We start from the raw sequence: 17,896 nt of genomic DNA on the forward strand, positions 1-17,896 counted from the left end.
TTCTGATAGCAATCCAGATGATACACTTAAATTGAAGTCAACTTACATAATTTAACTGAATTTGGTCAACCTACAGTGTGGGGCTTCATGGTTTCAATTAAATGATGATACGATGGGGGTAAAATCGATGAAGAAGATTTTTTCAACAGTTCTGATGACTGTAACGGTTTCTGCATTAGTGATTTCCGGTTGTGCCAAAAAAGAAGAGACAGGTTCATCCGCATCACCAGCAGCAAGTGCAGCAGCAAGTGACAACACAGGTAAAGACTTCAAAATCGGCATGGTTACAGATATCGGTGGCGTTAACGACAAGTCCTTTAACCAAAGCGCTTGGGAAGGCTTGACACTACTGAAGAAACAAACAAGCGCTTCCGTGAAAAACCTTGAAAGTAAAAGTGATGCAGACTATACACCTAACTTGAATCAATTCGTTAAAGATGGCTACAACCTGACTTGGGGTATTGGTTTCTTGATGGGTGATGCTGTTAAAACAGTAGCAACTCAAAACCCTAACGCAAAACTTGCGATCATTGATAACGTTGTAGAAGCTCCGAACGTAGAATCCGTTACTTTCTCCGAGCAAGAAGGTTCTTACCTTGTTGGTGTGGTAGCAGGTCTTACAACAAAAACAAATAAAATCGGTTTCGTTGGCGGTATCGACATCCCGGTTATCAAACGTTTCGAGGCAGGTTTCGTAGCTGGTGTTAAAGCAGTAAAACCAGATGCCAAAATTCAAATCAACTACACAGGTGCTTTCGACAAGCCTGACCTTGGTAAAGCAGCGGCAGCAACGATCTACAACGATGGCGCTGATATTATTTTCCACGCAGCTGGATCCACAGGTAATGGTGTGTTCAACGAAGCGAAAGATCGCGCGAAAAACGGTAAAAAAGTATGGGTTATCGGTGTAGATAAAGACCAATCCCTTGAGTTTGGTGATGAAGTAACACTTACATCCATGTTGAAGCGTGTTGATTCTGCAGTCCTTCGCGTATCTAAAGATGTCATCAGCAACAAATTCCAAGGTGGTAAAGTCGTTACTTTGGGTCTGAAAGATGATGGTGTAGGCCTTCCTGAAACATCCAAGAAAAACGTTTCTGCTGACATTTTGAAAAAAGTTGACGAGTACAAAGCCAAAATTATTAGCGGCGAAATCAAAGTTCCTGAAAAACCATAAGCGTCGAACTGACGTTAGTGGTAAGAACGATAGGTTTGCTTCTGTACAAACAAGGCTAGTTATATTAACTAGCCTTGTTCTTTAGTTTTAGCCCGTATTTTTCGTATTAAAAAAATTGATCCTTAGGGTGATCTGATGAGTGAAACAGTCCCAGTTGTTGAACTTCGCAACATTACAAAACGGTTTCCAGGCATCGTAGCGAATGATGCTATTAGCTTGAAGCTGAGAAAAGGCGAAATTCATGCCTTGCTTGGTGAGAATGGTGCAGGCAAATCAACACTGATGAATATTGTGTTCGGTTTATATCAACCGGATGAAGGTAGTATTTATGTACAAGGTAACGAGGTTTTCATCGACAGTCCGAATCGAGCCATTGAGCTCGGCATCGGGATGGTGCATCAACATTTCAAATTGGTACAACCCTTTACAGTAACGGAAAACATCATCTTGGGGATGGAACCCAAGCGTGGTATGAATGTGGATATTAAAACAGCACAAGATAAAGTGCGCAAGCTATCCGAGCAATATGGTTTACGTGTGGATCCAAAAGCCAGAATTGAAGATATTTCTGTCGGTATGCAGCAGCGTGTTGAAATATTGAAAACGCTGTATCGCGGCGCCGATATTCTCATTTTTGATGAGCCTACAGCTGTACTAACGCCGCAAGAGATTAGTGAATTGATGGTCATTATGCGTAACCTTGTGAAAGAGGGCAAGTCCATTATTCTCATTACACATAAGCTTAAAGAAATTATGGAGATCGCCGACACGGTAACGATTATTCGTCGCGGTAAAGTGATCGATTCCTTGGCATGTGCCCAGGCGAATCCGCAAATTTTGGCCGAGAAAATGGTCGGACGTGATGTCTCCTTTAAAGTAACGAAAGAAGCTGTGAAACTTGGCGAACCTGTTCTCCAAGTGAAAGATTTGATGGTGCGTAATCAGCAGGGATTAGCTTCGCTTAAAGGGCTTAATTTTGAAGTGAAGGCTGGAGAAATTCTGGGTATCGCAGGTGTAGATGGCAACGGTCAAAGTGAATTGATCGAAGCGTTGACAGGTTTGCGTAACGTGGATAGCGGCAAGGTGCTGCTCATGGGCAGCGACATTACGAACCAAACACCGAGGGAGATCTCGGAGGCCGGATTATCGCATATCCCTGAGGATCGGCATAAACACGGGTTGGTGCTTGATTTTACGATGAGTGAAAATATGGTGCTGGAAACGTACTTCCATCCTGCGTATAACAAAGGCGGTTTTCTGAACTATGAGGCCATCGATAAGCATGCGGAGGCATTGATTAAGCAGTTCGATGTGCGTACACCGAGCATTTACAACAAGGCACGCTCCTTGTCTGGTGGGAATCAACAAAAGGCGATTATTGCGAGGGAAATACATAAGAATCCAAATCTGCTGATTGCGGCACAGCCGACTCGTGGTCTGGATGTAGGTGCGATCGAATTCGTGCATCGGATGTTGATAGAGCAGCGGAATAAAGGGAAAGCGGTGTTGTTGATTTCTTTTGAGTTGGATGAAATTATGAATGTTTCGGATCGCATTGCCGTTATCTACGAAGGTCAGATTGTTGGCGAAGTGATGCCGCAGGATACGAACGATCAGGAGATCGGTCTGCTCATGGCAGGCAGTAAGCGCGCCGAGAAAGGAGCCCTTCATGAATAAAATTGTTCGCGTTTTTACAAGTGAATCAGCGGTCAATCCCTTGGTGGCAATCGTACTGGGGCTGCTATTCGGAGCGCTTGTCATGCTGGCTGGCGGTTACAATCCTATTACTGCGTATGGATCATTGTTCTCTCGGATTTTGGGTAGTCCGTATGATATCGGGGAGTCAATTCGGGCGATTACGCCACTTATTTTGACCGGTTTATCCGTTGCCTTCGCTTTCCGTACAGGGTTGTTCAATATTGGTGCGGAAGGTCAGTTCGTGATGGGGATGACGGGGGCTACCTTTATTGGTGTCAAAATCCATGGCCTGCCATGGATCATCCACGCTCCACTTGCAGTCATTGTCGGCGCGTTAATCGGCGGCCTATGGGGCGCTATTGCAGGCTATTTGAAAGCGAAGCGAGGCGTTAACGAAGTGATCACCACGATCATGTTGAACTGGATCTCGTTGTTCTTGTCCAACTATATCGTGAATGCATTCCTTCTTGAGCCGAAGCAGCAACGTTCTTATATGATTCAAGACTCGGCATCACTCAGTATCGGCTGGTTGTCGGAAGCGATGAACCATGCGAGGCTCCACTGGGGAACCTTGATTGCCATTCTAGCCGCAGTCGTCTTCTATCTGATTCTTTGGAAAACGAAGCAAGGCTACGAACTGCGTGCCGTAGGGCATAATATCGATGCGGCGAAGTATGCGGGTATGAACGTGAATAAGAACATCATTAAGGCGATGTTTATCTCCGGAGTGTTTGCAGGACTTGCTGGTGTGTTCGAAGTTCTCGGTGTCTTCCATTATCAGGTCGTTGCGGCAGGCACGCCGGGGTATGGATTCGATGGTATCGCGGTATCCTTGCTCGGTGCCAACAATCCGATAGGTGTTGTGCTGGGCGCTGTCCTTTTCGGTGGCTTATCTTATGGTTCTGCGGGGATGAGCTTTGGTGCAGATGTACCGCCAGAAATTATCCGTATTGTCATCGGCTCGGTGATTTTCTTCGTTGCTACCCAAGGTATTGTCAAATGGGTACTGATCCCGTTCTACGGCAAACGCAAGAAAGAGAGGGCTTCGTAATATGGACCTGCTCAGTATGCTTAATGCGTTCTTTACGAAATTCAGTGAACTTATTAATACAACACTGGTGTATTCCACGGCGCTTATCTTCGGGGCTTTGGGTGGTATATACTCGGAGCGCTCTGGTATCGTCAATATCGGAATCGAGGGTCTGATGGTTTCCGGCGCGTTCGCTTCTGCTGTTGGTACTTACTATGCGGAAGAAGCGAACATGGGTATCTGGTCCCCGTGGATTGGACTCTTATGTGCGCTGCTATTCGCCTTGATCTTCGCTTTGATTCATGCGGTTGCGACGATATCGTTCAAAGCGAATCAAGTCATCAGCGGTGTGGTTATCAACTTCTTGGCAGCTGGCGTGACGTTGTACTTGGTGAAAGTATTATTCGACGGTGCGGGTCAAACCGAAACCCTGAATGATGTATTCTCCAAATGGGAAATTCCGCTTCTCTCCAAGATTCCGTATATCGGGTATGCGCTTTTCACGGCGTACCCAACGACGTACATCGCGTTAATTCTCGTCTTCGTGACGTGGTATGTGCTGTTCAAGACACCTTTCGGGTTGCGCTTGCGCGCCGTTGGTGAGCATCCGAGTGCCGCAGATACCGTTGGGATTAAAGTGAAACGCATCCGTTATCTCGCTGTTCTGATCAGCGGACTGCTAGCTGGTCTCGGGGGGGCGACGATTACGCTAACGACAACAAGTGCGTTCTCGCATAACACGATCTCGGGGCAAGGCTTTATTGCGATGGCGGCGATGATCTTCGGCAAATGGCATCCATTTGGTGCACTGGGCGCCGCGGTATTCTTCGGAATGGCGCAAGCACTCAACAATTTCATGCGGTTGTTCGACTTCTCCAAGGACATTCCGCAGGAATTCCTCTACATGCTGCCTTACGTACTGACAATCCTTGTATTGGCAGGAGCTGTGGGCCGCGCGAAAGCACCATCAGCACTGGGCGAGCCGTACGATCCAGGCAAGAGATAGATTGATGAATAAGCACCATCATGGGATTGATCCCGTGATGGTGCTTTTTTATTGCAAGATGTATCGCAATAAGGAGGGGTTATGTCGAATTATGGAGAATTTTATATCTAACTGACTATTCAAAATTTTAATCGTCTGACAGAAGAAAGGATACCCTCATGCCAATTTTACGGAATATATTCAGTACCAAATCACTTAAGAGAAAATTGACGCTCCTGTTATTGGCAGTTTCGTTGATTCCGCTTCTTATTTCTATGCTCATTCTGAGTGCCCAATCCGCATCAACCATCGAGTCGGAAACGATGCAGCATCAGAAGCAAATGGTAGAGTTTAATGCAGCTGAGATCAATTCTTGGTTGAATAGTAAAATCACCTCCATACAATCCATTGTTAAAACACATCCCGAATTTATGGATAGCGATACGAAGCTGATTATGCCTGTGCTGAAGGTAATGGCGGAGAGTGACCCTGAAGTATATCGTTTTGCTTATGTTGATCCTAAGGGAATGTCCACAGACACAGCAGGAGGCAAAATAGATGCAACCAAGTTTGATAACTACAAGAAAGCTGCTGCAGAGAAAAAAGTGGCGGTTTCCGACATCATAAAAGAGGAGAGCAGTGGCAAGAGCATTCTCATAATCGATGTCCCTCTTATTGATAATGGTGGAGTATTCCGCGGGATCGTTCAGGCCTTCGTGAGTCCAGAGCAAATGCAGTCGATTATGAAACTGATTAAATTCGGAGAAACAGGGTATGGTTACTTGCTTTCACCCACTGGGACGTATCTCGTACACCCTAAGAAAACGGGGCAAAAGCTAGAGGAATCTTCCACAACAGAGAAATTAAATCTGTACAAAAATACAGTCTTTGCTGAGAAGGAAGGATATATTGAATACAAGGAGCCAGACGGTACTGCGAAATCTGCCGCATTCAATACGATCGAGGCGACAGGCTGGAAAATCCTTTTAACTGCTGAGAAATCTGAGGTGTTTCAAAAGGTTGATCAGATTCGGAACGTTTCCTACCTCATTTTAGTGATTTCTGCCTTGCTTGTTGCTGCGTTAGCTATCGTTATATCTCGTGTGGTCATCCGACCAATTACCCAGATTTCCACGCTTATGCAGCAAGTTGGTCAAGGTAATTTATCTGGAAGACTCAGCTCCAAAGGGAAAGATGAAATCGCCGCAATGCGCAACAATATTAATGCCATGCTAGATTCCTTTACAGCCATCATTAGCAAAATATCGGATGCCGTTTCACATACGGCTGCCTCCTCAGAGCAGTTGACTGCGATAGCGAGCGAGTCAACCAAAGCATCAGACCACATTAAACAAGCTGTTCAGGGAGTTGTACAAGGTTCTGAAGCGAACTACGAAGCTTCAGAGCAAATATCCACTGCGATGGGGGAGATGGCTGCAGGCATACAAAAAATTGCTGAGTCTTCTGCCGATGTTTCGGAAACAGCGCAAAATGTTGTTCAAGAAGTTATTCGAGGGAATGCTGAGATCCAACAGGCGATTACTCAAATGAACAGTGTAAGTCGATCAGTTGTGCAAACGGCTGAAGTTATGCGCCATTTAGAGGGGAAGTCGGAACAAATACGGCACATTGTCGGTGTTATTTCCGAGATTGCGACACAAACCAACCTATTATCCTTGAATGCATCCATTGAAGCAGCAAGGGCAGGGGAGCATGGCAGAGGCTTCGCTGTTGTTGCTAGCGAGGTCAAGAAGCTTGCTGAACAAACCAGTAAGGCGACTATAGACATTACCACAATGATAGGGGAGACGATTGATGCAACGAATGAGGCCTCTACGTCAATGCAAGGTGGACTAATTGAAGTTGAGAAGGGCTCCGCACTACTGGAGACAGCTGGAGATGTTTTTAATTACATTCATAGCTCCATTCAGATGGTTAATGATCAGATTCAGGAAGTCTCCGCGGCAACTCAGCAAATTTCTGCTGGAACAGAGGAAGTTGCAGCATCTTCTCAGGAGACAGTCATTATCGTTAAACAGGGACTAAATGAGTTGCAGTCCATTGCATCGTCAGCATCTGGGCAACTGCAGTCTATGGAAGAAATAACTTCGTCTTCAGAGTCGCTGAGTGAGCTAGCTGTAGCATTACAAGAACAAATCAGCCATTTTCGATTAAAATAACGATAGAATGCTTCTTCCATTTGTCGGAAGAGGCGTTTTTTTTGGAGAATCGGGTGTCTTTGGTCATGATTTGAATAGTTCATTTATACTATAGCGAAAGGTGATATGTTATAATCGGCTTAGAGGGGTGAGTCTAAATGAAAGCGGCTACTTTGATAAAGTCGATGTGGACTTTTATCATCATCATTGCTTTACTAATAGCAGTCATTGGGACGAACTTCTATCAGATGTTTGCTTTGAAGGGGACCCTTGACCATGTCAAGTCGAATTGGATGCCGAGTATTGCTAGAATTGTAGAGATGCAAGAGCTCATTACACAGGAAAGAGTTCTTTTGCATAAAATGTTACTGGAAACGGATAAGAATGCCCTTCTTACCGTGATTATCTCATATCAGGATGTCCGCCGACAGTTTGATGAGAAGTATCGCGGCTATGAGTCTTTCATCAACTCCGAGAGTGAAAAACAGATTTATATGGAAGTGTCGGGTAAAACAATAGATTATTTGCAGAAGGGTCAGCTTATCATCGATGCCGTACAATCCGGTGATTATGTCATGGGGAAGAGCTTGTTGGACAAGCTTGCATCGAATCGAGAGCTAACCGATGCAAGCTTGCAGAAGTGGATTGCTTACAATTTGATGGGAACCCAAAGGGATGTAGATCGTACATCCAAGCAACGTGAGCTAGCGCTTTGGATGGGGAGTATTTTCACGATTTTGGCCATAGCCGTTGGGACTGCTCTTGCGATGCAGACGCGATCCGTGCGGAGGAAGGGCGAACAGAAGTTGATGAAGGAGAAAGAGAAAGCGCAAAGCTATCTCGATCTTATTGATGTCATGATTGTTGTTTTGGACCGAAATGGCCGAGTGGAGCTGTTGAATCGTAAGGGATGCAAGGTGCTGGGTTATGAGGGAACCGATGTCTTAGGTAAGAACTGGTTTGATGTTTGCGGGCCCGAGCATCTCTTAGAAATGAGAAGACGGCGATACCAAGAATTCATGGATGGCGATGCTTTGTCGGACTATTTTGAGTCGCCCATCGTAGATAATTCTGGTGAAGAGCGCCTTTACGGGTGGAGCAATAACTTGATTTGGACAGAAACCGGAGATGTGGGCGGTGTTATCTTTGCGGGTGTCGATATTACCGAACGTAAGCAGGCCGAAGAGACTCTGAATCAGTACAAAGACCATCTTGAAGTGTTGGTGGACGAACGTACATCAGAGCTTGAAAGCAAGAATCTGCTTCTTGCTGATGCCAAGGAATTAGCTGAATCCGCTAACCGGGCAAAGAGTGAATTTCTGGCGAATATGAGCCACGAAATACGCACACCTATGAATGCAATCATCGGACTCAATTATTTGCTGCAGCAAACAGATCTAACGGAGCGGCAGAAGGATTACGTCGGGAAGACGGTGCTTTCGGCCAAAAGCTTGCTGACGATCATCAGTGATATTCTTGATTTCTCGAAAATTGAAGCGAAGAAAATTGTTCTGGAACGCATCGATTTTGATTTGTATGAAATTATGAGCAATATATCGAATATCATCGGATTTTCGTTGTATGAGAAAGGATTGAAGCTGCATTTCTCCATCCATCATGAGGTACCTCAAGTATTGAATGGTGATCCGTTCCGATTGAATCAAGTTTTACTCAATTTGGTGAATAACGCTTTGAAATTTACGGATGAAGGTGAAATTGGGATTACGGTAAGCGTTTCCTCTCAAGATGACAGCGGGGTTTCGCTTCGATTTGAAGTGCGGGATACAGGCATTGGGATGACACCTGAGCAGCAAGCTTTATTGTTCCACGGATTCACACAAGCGGATATGTCAACGACTCGTAAATACGGAGGAACAGGTCTTGGTCTAGTCATCAGCAAGAGTATCGTAGAGTTGATGCAGGGGGAGATGTATGTCGAGAGTGAGCTTGGGACAGGGAGTTCCTTCATCTTCACAGTGAAGTTCGAAGTAGGCTCGGAGCATTTATTCAGTGCGCCAGTAGCGTCGTATTTGAAGTTTCTGCGGGTGCTTCTCATTTGTGATGACGAGGAAATGCGACTTGTTCTGAAGAGTCAACTGGAACAGTTCCAGTTTATTGTGAATGCAGTAGATTCTGCTCAAAGTGCACTGGAACAAATTAGTGTAAGCGGCCGTTATGATCTGGTTATGATTGATTGGAACCTTCAGGATGAGAAGGCACACGCCTTGGCGGAGAAAATAAAGCTGGAGTATGCGACACCTGTGCAAGCTATCGTACTGATCAGTTCGTATCATGAATCGGAGCTTCAGCTGAAATCTCAGACGGCGTCTGTGAAAAAGGTGCTCTATTATCCAATGAGCCAGTCTCAGTTATATAATCAAATAACGAACTTGTTCCAAGAACAGCTACAGATGAAAATCGCATCACCACAGAGTGAGAATGAAGCCAAAAAACTGCACATGCTCCGTAACACGGAGGTCTTACTAGTGGAAGACAATGAAATCAACCAACAGGTGGCGCAGGCTATTCTTCAGGAGATGGATATTCGAGTGGACGTAGCAGAGAATGGCATCGAAGCGTTGAAGAAAGCGTCAACTAAGCAATATGATGCGATCTTAATGGATTTGCAGATGCCCTTAATGGATGGTTTTGAAGCCACTAGAAATATCCGAGATTTTGATCAAGAAACGCCGATTATTGCGATGACAGCCGATGCGATGCAAGGGATTAAAGAACAAGTGTTGGAAGCAGGCATGGATGCGTATATTTCAAAGCCATTTGAGCCTATTCAGTTATTCAGTGTCTTACAACGGACGATTCAGAGCACGCGAGTGAGAGGTTATGCCGAAGTCGCAGCAGCGAAACAAATCGAGGCTTTGCCTGCACTGAATCCGGAAGAAGCGTTAGGACGTCTGGGACAAAATATGAATCTCTATGAGCGGATTTTGCATAAGTTTGTTTCGAACCATGCAGACGCGATAGAGGGAGTGCGAGAGGCGATAAAGGAAAAAGACTATTCCGAAGCGCTATTGATTGCTCATACACTGAAGGGTGTGGCCTCCAACATCGGAGCAACACCACTCAGCCATACGTCTGATGAGCTTCAAACGGCGATCCATCAGGGTTCTGTGGAGTTGCTGGAAGGGCTTCTGGAGACAGCGGAGATCAGGTTGGTTCAGGTTAATCAGGCTATTGCGGAGTATTTGGCAGCAAATGCTCAAGAGAAATAAAACCCAAACAAAGAAACAGCGGTGGCCATGGACGGGGAACGAATGTCCAGGGCTGCCGCTGTTTTTATTTTTTTTATCAAATTTTGACTGCGTTGATGTACTGGTAAGTTCAGCGAAGATAAAGTATTCGCATAGCTTCAATTTTTTGCTGGATGTATACCGTGGCCTCAGCGGGGGCCACTACTTTGATTTCATCCCCGAATTGCCAGATGGAGTCCACATAGAAACGCATATCCTCTGCCGCTATTTGCATAGTTAGGGCTCCGCTTCCATCTTCATTCTGCATGATGAATGGACCAAAGCGAGGGTTCGATTCCAACAGCCATCTTCCTTTGCCTGTCATCTCAAGTTCGAGTGTAGTCTGTTCCTGATCATCCTTAGCGGGTTTATCCAATAAAGTCTTCTGGCTTATGTCTGCTCGGCAAGGAATGGTTTCGTTGAGCGCAGCGGAAAGGATCCGATCTGCTCTGAACTGCCTTATGTCCTCTTTATTGAAGCAATAAGCGGGACAATACCAATAACCCGAACTGGCGTACAGACCGATCGGCTGAATATTCCGCTCCGATACACCGCTGCTCGATTTGTACGCGATGTTGACTACACGACCGATCATTAGAGCCTTCAGGAGAGTTTGAAGAATTTCTGCTGACATGGATCGATAAGGATTCCAGAACATGATTCTGTTCTTCAGCCGGTCAATTTGTTCCTTCACATCAGCAGGCAAATAATGATAAAACTTATGAAGTGCGGAGTCTGCCCCCTCGCCAAAAGGTAAAGCGCTGAAATAATCCATCGTCTGACATGCAAAAAACATGGAGATCGCTTCACCCTCTGTAAAGCTGATGGGTGGTAGAAGTCTTTCTTGGAGCAGCCTGAAGCCTCCTCCTCTTCCCTGAATGGCATATACCGGAACACCGAGTTCACTTAACTCCAGCAAATCCCTCGTAATCGTTCGAGTGGACAGACCGAATTCATCAGCTAGTTCTCTAACGGTAAAATGGGGTTTGGCGTTGATCCTCATTATCATTTGGATGAGACGCTGTGATTTTTGCAAGGGCCCACCTCATTTCTAAACATTTATTTCATTATATTTTATTAATAAGACATAAGCTGTCTTATTTAATTGCTACTATTATCCTATAAGTCATCTAAACCAACGAAGAGCGGGGGCATGATCAGGATGGTTAAGCAATCAGCACAAAAAATAGGTTTCGTCTTCATCAATGGGGCAGGCTTGGAAGGTCTTGTTTGGAGTAAAGTTGTGGAGGGGTTCGAACATCCTTGTTTACTTGCTGAGTTTCCTCAGAGGAAAGGTTCCTTTGATTCAAGAAGCGATCTTTCTTTGGAGGATTATGTGACACAAATGAAAAGACAAGTGGATGAATGGGGGACTCATCACAACATTGTCATTGTTGCACATTCACTTGGGGGCGTTTTTGCGCTTAGGCTGGCCTCTTTAATCCAGGACCGATTGGCGGGGATTGTAGCTGTAGGAGCAGCAATTCCAAAGCGCGGCGGTTCATTTATATCCATTTTGCCGGTTGCTCAGAGGATTCTAATGTCTGTAATTCTGCGTACCCTAGGCACAAAACCTCCGGAGTCTTCCATCCGCTCAGGGTTATGCAACGACCTTTTACCCGACCAAGCTACGGATATTGTAAATGGATTCATTCCTGAGGCCGTACGCATATATACCGATAGAATCAACGCGCCTGTTCCGAATGTACCAAAACTGTATGTGAAACTCAATAAAGATAAAGAGCTCAGTCCTTCATTACAAGATAAGATGATCTCAACCTTTGCCCCGCAATCTGTACGAAATTTGAATACGGGACATTTACCTATGATTAGTAATCCGGAAGGTTTGCGAACAATACTTTTAGACTTTGTAACAAAAGAACTAAGGTAGCTTTACTTGTTGTGTAGAAAAATTTGCAGTTACTTGTGGTAAGGTTTCACAGTATCCTATTCAACCTCAAAAATTGAATCAATAATAAATTGTTAGTTATGGATTCAATAAAAGTATAAACCGAGATCGATTGTCGGGTGTCATCCCCGTTCTTACTACCAATTCTCCTCTTCACATAATTCACGATTACCATGCTGTTCATTTAATTCGATATTTCCCCAAAAATTCCCCTCAAAAACTCGAAGAAGAGCGTGCGGGGTGACTCCCGCCGTCAGCCATAGGCTGATTTTATGTTGGGTACCTTCCTACAATCAGAGCAATTTGATCTGACTCCGATACTCGCTCGGCGAGACGCCATACCAGCGTCTGAACTGCTTAGAGAAATACAGTGGGTCATAGAAGCCTACAGATGCCGCAATCTGCTCAATTGTGAGCTCTAGCCGTTCCCGTAGCAGCAGCCGCGCCTTATCGACGCGGAGCTTGAGCAGGAAGGTTACCGGCGTCACCTTGGTGTGCCGCTTGAACATGCGCGACAGATAGGCGCGATTGTAGCCCAAGCTCTCAGCCATCATCTCGATGGTGATGGGTTCCGCATATTGCGTGGACAAGTAGTGGATTGCCTGCTGCACGATACGGTCGCTTTCATCTTCCGTTACGAGTCCTGTTATTACAGGAGTAGAAAGGGTTTCGCAGTATTCGCCGAGCAGTAGGCTGAGATAGCCCGTCGCCTTAAGCTGCGCATTGGATTTCTTCGATTTGAGCGCGAGCTGGATCTGGCGAAAAAGCACAGGCATATGCCGATTGCGCGCGTTGTGGATGATGGGGTTCGCGGGCGTGAGACGAGCCTCACCAACGAGCTTTGCCGCTTGCGCGCCATTAAAGGCTATCCAACAATAATGCCACGGATCCAACTCATCTGAGACGTAGCTAATTAGTTGTTCCGGTTCAATGACGAAGCTGTCACCAGCGCCGATGGCATACTCTTCTCCATGTGTAGAGAATACGCCGCGGCCCGATAACACATAATGGATTAAGTAATAGTCATAGACTTTCGGTCCAAGGCGATGCTCTGGCTTGGTCTGGCTTTCCCCTGCAAATAATACGGTGAAGTCGCTCTCCCCAGCAGGAAGAGGGTTGGATACAACATAATAGCTTTCTGGTTTTAGCATGACGATTCCTCATCTCCGTTCGAAGACCATTCGTTCCCTTCACTGTATCATAAATCTCACATAAAGCGGAATCGGCAAATCACATTTTTCCATGTAGAAATAACATGCCTCCATAGCCAATCCTTGGCGTATCTCTTATACTTAAACTATGAAGTTACACAAACAACATAGCTAACAACAACCCAGCAAACATACCAATACCACAAAAGGCGGTGCCACACATGGCAGATTTGCAAGCTCTAAAAGACACGTTTATTGAAATTTACGGAGAAACGGCTGCGAAAATCTCAGCATTTCACGCTCCTGGTCGAGTGAATTTGATCGGCGAGCATACGGATTATAACGGTGGTTATGTATTCCCGGCAGCTTTGACGTTCGGAACGACCTTGATCATTCGTCCAAGACAAGATCGTGTGATTGGCTTCGCGTCCACCAATTTGGCACTACGCAAACAAATTTCCATAGACGACTTGTCCTACCAAGAAGAAGATGATTGGATGAATTATCCGAAAGGGATCTTCGTTCACTTAGCGAAAGCAGGCTTTCCAGTTACGCAAGGTTATGATCTTTTGTTCCACGGTGAAATTCCGAATGGTGCAGGACTCTCTTCCTCCGCTTCCATCGAGGTTGTGACAGCTTACAGCTTACTGACACTAGAGAAATATCCAGTGGATACAGTCAAAATCGCGCTGCTCGCACAAGAAACAGAAAACCAATTCGTTGGCGTAAATTGCGGCATCATGGACCAATTCGCTGTAGCGAATGGCAAGAAAGACAATGCGATCCTATTGATGTGCGATACGCTGGAGTATCGTCATGTTCCTTTTCAAAGCGGCAGTTATAAGCTTGTGATCGGCAACACGAATAAACGCAGAGGTCTCGTCGACTCCGCTTACAACGAGAGAAGAAGCCAATGCGAGCAAGCGGTTACCTACTTGCAAAAGCAATTCCCAGACATCACGCTGCTTGGTCAATTGAACCTTGAGCAGTTTAACGAATATAAACATCTGATCCCAGACGAAACGGTTCGTCGTAGAGCAGAGCACGTTGTGGAAGAGATTGATCGCGTGTTGAAATCCATCGAAGTTCTGGAGAAGAATGACCTTGAATCCTTCGGCAAGCTGATGATCGGTTCCCATGATTCCTTGCGTGACCTGTATGAAGTAACGGGCGTAGAGCTTGATACGATGGTAGCAGCAGCATTGAAGGTGCCAGGTGTGCTTGGGGCGCGGATGACGGGTGCAGGATTCGGCGGTTGTACGGTTTCCTTAGTGCATGAAGACAGCGTTCAAACGTTTATCGACCAAGTGGGCGCGGAATATACAGAAATTACAGGGCTTACACCAAGCTTCTACGTATGTGATATTGGCAACGGTGTAGAGCAACTTGAGGAGGCGTTGTAAATGGCAATTCTAGTTACAGGTGGAGCGGGATATATTGGATCGCATGCGGTAGCAGAGCTTCTGGCCAAAGGTGAAGAAGTTGTTATCGTCGATAATCTACAGCAAGGTCACAAGGACGCGGTGCTTGGCGGTAAACTTTACGTTGGCGATCTGCGCGATGGGGAGTTCATGGATACGGTTTTTGCTGAAAATAGTATCGATGCTATCATTCATTTTGCAGCGAATTCTCTTGTCGGTGAGAGCATGACGAATCCGGCGAAATACTACCATAACAATGTGTACGGCACGCTTTGCTTACTTGAAAAAATGACGCAATACGGCGTGAAACGCATCGTATTCTCGTCAACGGCTGCGACTTACGGCGAGCCTGAGAACATTCCAATCCTTGAAAGCGATCGTACGCTGCCAACGAATACGTATGGCGAAACGAAGCTGGCGATGGAAAAAATGATGAAATGGTTCGATACTGCGCATGGTATCAAATATGTGTCGCTGCGCTACTTTAATGCAGCTGGCGCACATGCTGGCGGCAAAATCGGTGAAGACCACAGCCCGGAAACGCATCTGATTCCGATTATTTTGCAAGTAGCGCTGGGTCAAAGAGCGCACATCTCGATTTTTGGCGAAGATTATGCGACAGAAGACGGCACTTGTGTTCGTGATTATATCCACGTCAGCGACCTAGCGAGCGCACATGTGCTTGCAGTAGAGAAGCTGCGCGGCGGTGCGGACAGCAACATTTACAACCTTGGCAACGGCACAGGCTTCTCCGTGAAACAAGTGATCGATATCGCGCGCAAAGTAACAGGCCATGCGATCCCTGCGGTAGTAGAGCCACGTAGAGCTGGTGATCCAGCAACGTTGATTGCATCTTCAGAGCGTGCAAGAGCGGAGCTTGGTTGGAAACCAGCGCTGGATTCCTTGGAAGCGATCATTGAGAGCGCGTGGAATTGGCACCAGAAGCACCCGAAGGGGTACGCGGCGGAAGTAACGAGTTTGTAAGTTGAACTGAACCTCGGAACCTATCCCCTTATCAGGCTTTTAAGGTTGATTAGTGTGGGGAGCGGGGATTGGTAGGATATAGTTTGATTTAGACCCTAAACCTACTGTTACTACGGAAATTGGTAGAATAGTTCGGTGAAATCGGACTATTTCACAATTTGGGGCAGTCAGAGTGCGTTTAAGTGGGATATTTCGGACTATTGGGGAATAAGTGCACGTATTTACTCGTTCGGACTCCCTTTGTCGGGGGATGTAAAGGTAACTAGGAGTAGGATAGCTGAGCATGATTGAGGTTCTAGTTCCGTGCTCAGTAGAAAGGGAAGTGGCAATATGGAACGCACATTACACACGCCGCAACACGCAGCGTTAACGATAGAAAGACTACTGCAATTCGCTACCCAAAATGGGTTGATCGAACAGCTGGACGTCTACACCTCGCGCAATGCTTTGCTGGATTTGTTCGGATTGGCTGAGCCATTCCAAGGGGAAGTACCTGCGGAGAAATTGAGCAGCCCGGTTGGCTTGCTGGAAGAGCTGCTCGACGCAGCTTGGGAAGCCGGACTACTGGAAGAGAACACGATGACGTACCGCGACTTGTTAGACGCGCGCATCATGGGACTTATGATGCCTCGTCCATCCGAAGTGGTAAGTGAATTCTGGAAGATCGCCAAAACGCAGAGTGTAGAAGCGGCGACGGCTTATTTTTACAAGCAATCCATTGATTCGAACTACATCCGGATGGATCGTATTGCGAAGAATGCTTACTGGTTGGCGGAAACAGCCTACGGGGATTTGGAAATTACCATCAATCTCTCAAAGCCAGAGAAGGATCCGAAGGAAATTGCGCTGCTCAAAACGCTGCCACAAAGCAGCTACCCCCTATGTCTACTATGCGTAGACAATCTAGGCTACGCGGGCCGTGTGAATCACCCGGCTAGACAGAATCTGCGCGTCATTCCACTTGAGCTGGATAGCGAGAAGTGGTACCTGCAGTATTCACCTTACGTGTATTACAACGAGCACAGCATCATCTTCCATGAGAAGCATATTCCGATGAAAACAACGGCAAATACGTTCTACCGTTTGCTGGATTTCATCGAGCAATTCCCGCACTACTTCATCGGGTCCAATGCGGACCTACCAATCGTTGGGGGTTCGATCCTGAACCACGATCATTTCCAAGGTGGGCGTCACAAGTTCCCAATGGAAAAAGCGCCAAGTGAGAAAGCATTCTCACACGCAGATTTTGCTGGCGTGAAGGCCGCTATTGTGAAGTGGCCGATGTCGGTGCTGCGCCTGAGCGGGCACAACAAGCAACAGCTGTACAAGCTGGCTAGCAAGCTGCTCGACGACTGGCGTGCTTACAGTGATGCGGAAGCGGAAGTCCTCGCGTTCAGCGAGAAGGACGGACAGCGGATCCCGCATAACACGATTACACCAATCGCCCGCAACAATGCGCGCGGCGAGTACGAGCTTGATCTCGTGCTGCGGAACAACCGCACGAGCGCAGAGCATCCGGATGGGATCTTCCATCCGCATCAGCACTTGCACCACATCAAGAAGGAGAACATCGGCTTGATTGAGGTCATGGGGCTGGCGGTGCTGCCAGGCCGCCTGCAAGAGGAGCTGGCGGCTATCGCCAAGCTGCTCACCGGCGAAGCCGAGCTCGGCCGCGAGACGCTTGCAGATAGTGGGCATCCGCTGCATAAGCATGCGGATTGGATCGCGGCGCTGCTCGCGAAGCACGGCGCGTCGCTGACGGCCGACGCGGCGAATGCGGTGCTGCAGACCGAGGTCGGCAGCAAGTTCATGGACGTCCTGCTCGACGCAGGCGTCTTCAAGAGAGACGAAGCCGGGCAAGCGGCGTTCGGACGGTTTTTGGCTGCGGTGGGCTTCGCGCAGCAATAGGTTAGAGCGGAATCCCTGGTCGGTGGACCAGGGATTTTTTGTTGTCGCGCGCCGCAAAGTGGTCGCGCGTGGGGATCTGGGATCCGCAGATCCCAGGATGCCTCCCGTGCTCATGCTCCCGTACTCCCATGCTCCCGTGCCTCCCATGGCTGAATAACTGGAAAACCTACAGCTAATTCTAAGGAAAACGCATGAATTTGGAGATTAACTGGAAAATCTACATCTA

12 protein-coding genes are annotated in these 17,896 nt (G+C 46.8%); 10 read left to right on the forward strand and 2 right to left on the reverse strand.

From position 1 onward, the window contains the following. Positions 1-127 precede the first annotated feature (127 nt). The 6 genes from ASG89_RS12345 to ASG89_RS12370 all read left to right on the forward strand — a co-directional run bounded on the left by ASG89_RS12345 (position 128) and on the right by ASG89_RS12370 (position 10,279). Positions 128-1,177 carry a BMP family lipoprotein gene (locus ASG89_RS12345; protein ID WP_057311018.1) on the forward strand — a complete coding sequence of 350 codons (1,050 nt, stop codon included), beginning with the start codon at positions 128-130 and terminating at the stop codon, positions 1,175-1,177. Positions 1,178-1,312: 135 nt separating this feature from the next. Beyond that, positions 1,313-2,854, forward strand: coding sequence for an ABC transporter ATP-binding protein (locus tag ASG89_RS12350; protein ID WP_057311019.1), 1,542 nt, complete (start codon positions 1,313-1,315; stop codon positions 2,852-2,854). Next, entirely contained in the window at positions 2,847-3,926 is a 1,080-nt protein-coding gene (locus tag ASG89_RS12355; RefSeq protein WP_057311020.1) for an ABC transporter permease, read from the forward strand. Before ASG89_RS12350 ends, ASG89_RS12355 begins: the two co-directional genes overlap by 8 nt. Position 3,927: 1 nt before the next feature. Beyond that, a complete protein-coding gene (locus ASG89_RS12360) occupies positions 3,928-4,911 on the forward strand; it encodes an ABC transporter permease (RefSeq protein ID WP_057311021.1) in 984 nt (327 codons plus the stop codon). A 158-nt stretch (positions 4,912-5,069) separates the two neighbouring features. Next, positions 5,070-7,070: a methyl-accepting chemotaxis protein gene (locus tag ASG89_RS12365; protein ID WP_057311022.1), complete on the forward strand. Its 2,001-nt coding sequence runs from the start codon at positions 5,070-5,072 to the stop codon at positions 7,068-7,070. 137 nt (positions 7,071-7,207) lie between these two features. Beyond that, on the forward strand, positions 7,208-10,279 hold the full coding sequence (locus tag ASG89_RS12370; protein ID WP_057311023.1) for a response regulator: 3,072 nt from the start codon (positions 7,208-7,210) through the stop codon (positions 10,277-10,279). A 109-nt stretch (positions 10,280-10,388) separates the two neighbouring features. Here ASG89_RS12370 and ASG89_RS12375 read toward each other — a convergent pair whose 3' ends face one another. Then, positions 10,389-11,306 (reverse strand): helix-turn-helix transcriptional regulator, encoded by a 918-nt coding sequence (locus ASG89_RS12375; protein WP_235549738.1) that lies wholly within the window; start codon positions 11,304-11,306, stop codon positions 10,389-10,391. Positions 11,307-11,459: 153 nt separating this feature from the next. Between ASG89_RS12375 and ASG89_RS12380 the strand changes: the two genes are divergently transcribed. Beyond that, positions 11,460-12,188, forward strand: a complete 729-nt coding sequence (locus ASG89_RS12380; protein WP_057311025.1) for an alpha/beta fold hydrolase — start codon at positions 11,460-11,462, stop codon at positions 12,186-12,188. Between the two features lie 311 nt (positions 12,189-12,499). Here ASG89_RS12380 and ASG89_RS12385 read toward each other — a convergent pair whose 3' ends face one another. Then, positions 12,500-13,357: an AraC family transcriptional regulator gene (locus ASG89_RS12385; protein WP_057311026.1), complete on the reverse strand. Its 858-nt coding sequence runs from the start codon at positions 13,355-13,357 to the stop codon at positions 12,500-12,502. 221 nt (positions 13,358-13,578) lie between these two features. On the opposite strand from ASG89_RS12385, the gene ASG89_RS12390 reads away from it, so the two are divergent. The 3 genes from ASG89_RS12390 to ASG89_RS12400 all read left to right on the forward strand — a co-directional run bounded on the left by ASG89_RS12390 (position 13,579) and on the right by ASG89_RS12400 (position 17,670). After that, positions 13,579-14,760 carry a galactokinase gene (locus tag ASG89_RS12390; protein WP_057311027.1) on the forward strand — a complete coding sequence of 394 codons (1,182 nt, stop codon included), beginning with the start codon at positions 13,579-13,581 and terminating at the stop codon, positions 14,758-14,760. Beyond that, positions 14,761-15,762, forward strand: coding sequence for a UDP-glucose 4-epimerase GalE (galE, locus tag ASG89_RS12395; protein WP_057311028.1), 1,002 nt, complete (start codon positions 14,761-14,763; stop codon positions 15,760-15,762). A 330-nt stretch (positions 15,763-16,092) separates the two neighbouring features. Beyond that, the gene (locus ASG89_RS12400; RefSeq protein WP_057311029.1) at positions 16,093-17,670 is read left to right on the forward strand and encodes a UDP-glucose--hexose-1-phosphate uridylyltransferase; all 1,578 of its coding nucleotides are present in this window, start codon (positions 16,093-16,095) and stop codon (positions 17,668-17,670) included. The last annotated feature ends 226 nt before the right edge of the window (positions 17,671-17,896 follow it).

The organism is Paenibacillus sp. Soil766 (genome assembly GCF_001428105.1).
Taxonomy (GTDB): domain Bacteria; phylum Bacillota; class Bacilli; order Paenibacillales; family NBRC-103111; genus Paenibacillus_E.